Here is a 5662-nt window from a genome sequence, read left to right as displayed (position 1 = left end):
CTCGCAAAGCTGGTGACGTATATCAACCGCGCGGCAAAAATGCGACTGAGCCAGTGCAGAATTAACCACCTTGCGGTGGACGGAAAAAGCCAGGCAGTAACGGAATTGTGACATGCACTATGTGAGTACCCGCGGGGAAGCCCCCGTTCTTGGATTTTCCGACGCCGTGCTGGCTGGGCTGGCGCGCGACGGCGGGCTCTACGTGCCGCGCGAGTGGCCACAGTTTTCCGCCGCCGAGATCCGCGCCATGCGCGACCTTGCCTATCCCGACCTTGCCATCCGCGTGCTGTCGCCGTTCCTTGGCGGCGAAATCCCGGCGCCCGTCTTCGAGCGGCTGGTCCGCGAAGCCTATGCCACCTTCCGCCACGAGGCTGTCTGCCCGCTGGTGCAGACCGGCCCCAACACCTTCGTCCTGGAACTCTTCCACGGGCCGACGCTCGCCTTCAAGGACGTGGCGATGCAGCTTCTGGCCCGGCTGATGGACCATGTGCTTGCCGAACGCGACCAGCACGCCACCATCGTCGGCGCCACCTCGGGCGATACCGGCGGGGCTGCCATCGATGCCTTTGCCGGTCGCAGCCGGACCGACATCTTCATCCTTTTCCCGCATGGCCGCGTCTCGCCGGTGCAGCAGCGGCAAATGACGACGTCGACGGCTGCAAATGTCCATGCGCTGGCGATCGAAGGCAATTTCGACGATTGCCAGGGCCTGCTCAAGGACATGTTCAACGATCACGGCTTTCGCGACCGGGTGGCGCTTTCGGGCGTCAATTCGATCAATTGGGCCCGCATCATGGCCCAGATCGTCTATTATTTCTCCTCGGCGCTGTCGCTCGGCGCGCCGGACAGGCCGGTTTCCTTCACCGTGCCGACCGGCAATTTCGGCGATATCTTTGCCGGCTATGCCGCCAAGAAGATGGGCTTGCCGATCGATCGGCTGGTCATTGCCACCAATGACAACGACATCCTGGCGCGCACTTTTTCGACCGGCGAATACCGCACCAAGGGCGTCTTTGCGACCACGTCGCCGTCGATGGATATCCAGGTGTCGTCGAATTTCGAACGCTTGCTGTTCGAGGCCTCCGGCCGTGACGCCGCGACCGTGCGGCGCTACATGGACGGCCTGAAGCAGTCCGGTGCTTTCACCATCGAACCCCACCAAATCGCCGGGATGCGGTCCGAATTCGACGCCGGCCGCGCTGATATGGACGAGGTCGCCGCCACCATCCGCTCGACGCTCGCGACCAGCAACTATCTGCTCGATCCGCACACTGCGGCAGCCGTGCATGTCGCCGCAGGCAAGGCGTCAGGCGCCGTGCCGATGGTGGTGCTGGGTACAGCACACCCGGCAAAATTCCCGGCCGCCGTCGAAGCCGCCAGCGGCGTGTCGCCCGCACTGCCCGCATGGCTAGGTGGGTTGATGACATCGGAGGAAAAATACACGGTACTTCCATCCGACCTGAAAATGGTGGAAGATTACGTCGGCCGCCGCGCGCGGGCGGCGCGTTAGGGAGTAGTAGCCATATGGGTGTTGAGGTAAGCCGTCTGTCGAACGGCCTGACAGTCGCCACCGAAACCCTTCAAAGCATCGAATCGGTTGCCCTTGGTGCCTGGGTGAAGTCGGGTGCCCGCAATGAACGTGACGACGAGCATGGCATGGCCCATCTGCTCGAGCACATGGCGTTCAAGGGCACGAAAAGGCGGAGCGCCTTCGAAATCGCCTCGGAGATCGAGGACGTCGGCGGCGAAATCAACGCCGCCACCAGCGTCGAGACCACCTCCTACTATGCCAGGGTGCTCTCCGACGACGTGCCGCTAGCCGTCGACATTCTTGCCGACATCCTGCAGGAGTCCGAATTCGACCCGCAGGAACTCGAACGCGAACAGCATGTGATCCTGCAGGAGATCGGCGCCGCGCACGACACGCCCGACGACATCGTCTTCGACCGTTTCACGGAAACCGCCTATCGCCATCAGACGATTGGGCGCTCCATTCTCGGCACGCCCGAAACGGTCAAGTCCTTCACCTCGAAACAACTTCACGACTTCATAGAGCGGCAATATGGCGCCGAGCGCATGGTGATTGTCGCCGCCGGCGACATCAAGCATGACAATTTCGTGCGCGAGGTCGAAAAGCAGCTCGGCGGCTTCCGCAGCAAGGCCGACAGCACCATCCCGCAATATGCGCAATATGTCGGCGGCGATTTTCGCGAGGACCGCGACCTGATGGACGCGCAGATCGTGCTGGGGTTCGAAGGCCGGGCCTATCATGTGCGCGACTTCTACGCCTCGCAGGTGCTGTCGATGATCCTCGGCGGCGGCATGTCGTCGCGCCTGTTCCAGGAGGTCCGCGAGAAGCGCGGCCTGTGTTACTCGGTCTATGCCTTCCATTGGGGCTTTTCCGACACCGGCGTCTTCGGCGTCCATGCAGCGACCGGCCAGAGCGACATCGCCGAACTGGTGCCTGTCATCATCGACGAACTGCAGAAGGCCGGTGAGAAGATCCTGCAGGAAGAACTCGACCGGGCGCGCGCCCAATATCGCGCCGGACTGATCATGTCAGCCGAAAGCCCGGCCAGCCGCGCTTCGCAGATCGCACGGCAACTGCTTCTGTTCGGCCGGCCGATCGCCAAGGAGGAACTGATGGAACGGCTGTCGGCGCTGACGATCGAGCGGCTGACCGATCTATCGTCGCGTTTGTTCTCGACCAAGCCGACGCTTACCGCTGTCGGGCCTGTGGGCACACTGGCGCCCTACGAGGCGATTCTCGAATCGCTCGCGGGCACGCAGACCGCGGCCCGCAAGCTCGCCGTCTAAGCCCCTCAAAGCGCCATGTTCGCGCTCCCTTTCTTTCGCCGTGACCTGCCGGCACTGAAAGGCGACCGTGTCACGCTGCGCGTGCCGTTCACCAACGACTATCGCGAGTGGGCGGCGGTGCGCGGGGAAAGCCGCGCTTTCCTCGAACCATGGGAGCCACGCTGGACTCCCGATGAACTCGACCGCAACGCATGGCGGCTGCGCATCAGCCGCTACCGCGAGGATTATGCTCAGGGAACCGCTATCGCCTTCTTTATCTTCGAGAGGAGCAGCGGCAAGCTTGCCGGCGGCATCACGCTCGGCAACATACGCCATGGCGTCTCGCAAAGCGGCCATGTCGGCTACTGGATCGGCGAGCGCTTCGGCGGCCGCGGCCTGATGACCGACGCGGTCAAGGTGGTGACCCGCTTCGCCTTCGATACGCTGAGGTTGCACCGGATCGAAGCGGCCTGTATTCCCGACAATATCAGGTCGATCCGCGTGCTTGAAAAAGCCGGATTTCGGCGCGAAGGACTGCTGCGATCCTATCTCAGGATCAACGGCATCTGGCAGGACCACTACCTCTACGCCCGGATCGCGGACGATCCGCCGGGCGTTGGAACGAAGGACTGATTTTTGACGAAATTCCTGCGCAACGGGCCGCTGTTCGCCATTGTCCTCGCGATACTCCTGACGCTGTGGGCGGCATCGTCGGCCTTCGCCGTCGAGCCGATCAAGATCGCCCGCGACGACGTCGCGCTCGACCTTTCCGGCGCCGTCGAGATCTACCGCAACCAGGGCGAGAATTTCCAGGTGTCGACCGCGCCGGGTCCGGACGGCATCGTGCGGCGCATCGAGGTCGAGGCCAATGATGCCCGTTCGACCGGCGACTGGGCTGTCTTCGCGCTCGCCAACACCACCGACCAGCAGCTCGACCGGCTGATCGTCGCACCGCATTTCCGCCTGGTGAATTCCGGCATCTTCTGGCCGGATCTGGGCTCGACCCGCATCGCTGCCATCACGCCCAGCGAAGGCTTCGCGCTCGACCGCCAGACCAGTCCCGACGCCGACGTTTTCCGGGTGACGCTGAACCCCGGCACGGTGATCACCTTCATCGCCGAACTGGCCTCGCCGAAGCTGCCGCAGGTCTACCTCTGGGATCCCGAATCCTACAAGGACTCGGTCAATTCCTACACGCTGTTTCGCGGCATCGTCATCGGCATTGCGGGCCTGCTGGCGCTGTTCCTGACCATCCTTTTCGTGGTCAAGGGGACCTCGATGTTCCCCGCGACCGCCGCGCTTGCCTGGGCGGTACTGGCCTATATCTGCGTCGATTTCGGCTTCCTCAACAAGGTCATCGAGATCTCGCCCGGCAATGAGCAGATGTGGCGGGCGGGAACGGAGGTGGCGCTGGCGGGAACCTTCGTGGTGTTCCTGTTCGCCTATCTCAACCTCAACCGATGGCACGGCCATTTCAGTTATGGCGCACTGGTCTGGATCCTCGGGCTGGTGCTGATCGCCGGCGTTGCGATCGTCGATCCCGCGGTCGCCGCCGGCATCGCCAGGCTGTCCTTCGCCGCCACCGCACTGACGGGGCTTGGCCTGATCATCTTCCTCGGGATTCGTGGTTATGATCGTGCGATCATGCTGGTGCCCAGTTGGGTCATGGTGCTGTTGTGGCTGTGCGGGTCGTGGATGGCGATCACCGGCATGCTCGACAACGACATCGCCCAGCCGGCCCTGGGCGGCGGGCTGATCCTGATCATCCTGCTGATCGGCTTCACCGTCATGCAGCATGCCTTTGCCGGCGGCGCGCTGCATCAGGGCCTGTTCTCCGACCTGGAGCGGCAGGCGCTTGCCGTGGCCGGATCGGGCGACACGGTGTGGGACTGGGACGTGCTGCGCGACCGCGTCGTCACCAAGCCCGATGTCAGCATCCAACTCGGGCTGGCGCCGAACAGCCTCGGCGGTGCGGCGCGTAACTGGCTGCCGGTGCTGCATGCCGACGACCGCGACACGTTCCGCACGACGCTCGACGTCGTGCTCGAGCACCGGCGCGGCCGGGTGTCGCAGAACTTCCGCCTGCGCGGCGCTGACGGCCACTATCACTGGTTCTCGCTGCGTGCGCGCCCGGTCATCGGATCCGACGGCGAAGTCATCCGCTGCGTTGGCACCATGGTCGACGTGACGGAGCAGAAAAAGTCCGAGGAAAGGCTGCTGCACGATGCCGTGCACGACAACCTGACCGGCCTGCCGAACCGCGAACTTTTGATGAACCGGCTGGAAGCGATCATCTCGATCGCGCGCACCGAAGAGAAGGTGCGCCCGACCGTCTTCGTCATCGACATCGACCGTTTCAAGCAGGTCAACGACGGGCTCGGCATCTCGGCCGGCGACACCATCCTCTTGACCATCGCGCGCCGCCTGCACCGGCTGCTCAAGCCGAAGGACTCGCTGTCGCGCTTTGCCGGCGACCAGTTCGCGCTGATGCTGTTGTCCGAACAGGACCCGGCCCGCATCGCCGCCGTGGCGGATGCCATCAAGCATGCCATCAACAATCCGATCACCTTTGCCAAGCGCGAGATCGTGCTGACCGCCTCGATCGGATTGATCACCTGGAATTCGCCACAGATGTCGGCCGAGGACATGGTCAAGGATGCCGAGCTTGCCATGCATCAGGCCAAGCGCTTCGGCGGCGACAGAATCGAGCCGTTCCGTCCGGCTTTCCGCACTGTCGGCACCGACAGGCTGCAGTTCGAATCCGACCTGCGCCGCGCCATCGAGCGGCGCGAATTCACCCTTGCCTACCAGCCGATCGTCCGGCTCGAGGACGGCAGCGTCGCCGGCTTCGAGGCGCTGCTGCGCT

The 5662-nt window shown here is 63.8% G+C and carries 4 protein-coding genes; all 4 read left to right on the top strand.

All coding sequences use genetic code 11. The features are described from left to right. The first annotated feature begins 112 nt into the window (after positions 1–112). Entirely contained in the window at positions 113–1510 is a 1398-nt protein-coding gene (gene thrC, locus EOA22_RS22730) for a threonine synthase (RefSeq protein ID WP_013532761.1), read from the top strand. A 14-nt stretch (positions 1511–1524) separates the two neighbouring features. Further along, positions 1525–2817 (top strand): pitrilysin family protein, encoded by a 1293-nt coding sequence (locus tag EOA22_RS22725; RefSeq protein ID WP_013532762.1) that lies wholly within the window; start codon positions 1525–1527, stop codon positions 2815–2817. 15 nt (positions 2818–2832) lie between these two features. After that, the gene (locus tag EOA22_RS22720; RefSeq protein ID WP_013532763.1) at positions 2833–3429 is read left to right on the top strand and encodes a GNAT family protein; all 597 of its coding nucleotides are present in this window, start codon (positions 2833–2835) and stop codon (positions 3427–3429) included. Positions 3430–3432: 3 nt separating this feature from the next. Next, the coding region (locus EOA22_RS22715) for a diguanylate cyclase (RefSeq protein WP_127390228.1) at positions 3433–5662 on the top strand (2230 nt) is incomplete at its 3' end.

Origin of the sequence: Mesorhizobium sp. M7A.F.Ca.US.014.04.1.1 (genome assembly GCF_003998745.1) — a bacterium.
In the GTDB taxonomy this organism is placed as follows: domain Bacteria; phylum Pseudomonadota; class Alphaproteobacteria; order Rhizobiales; family Rhizobiaceae; genus Mesorhizobium; species Mesorhizobium ciceri.
The sequence above is the reverse complement of the archived record's forward strand: the minus strand, read 5'-3'. Positions and strand labels throughout refer to the sequence as shown.

What these genes read in the sequence shown, in the direction of transcription:
- thrC (WP_013532761.1), top strand. Translation starts at nt 113, where the DNA reads ATGCACTATGTGAGTACCCGCGGGGAAGCCCCCGTTCTTGGATTTTCC.
- EOA22_RS22720 (WP_013532763.1), top strand. Translation starts at nt 2,833, where the DNA reads ATGTTCGCGCTCCCTTTCTTTCGCCGTGACCTGCCGGCACTGAAAGGC.
- EOA22_RS22725 (WP_013532762.1), top strand. Translation starts at nt 1,525, where the DNA reads ATGGGTGTTGAGGTAAGCCGTCTGTCGAACGGCCTGACAGTCGCCACC.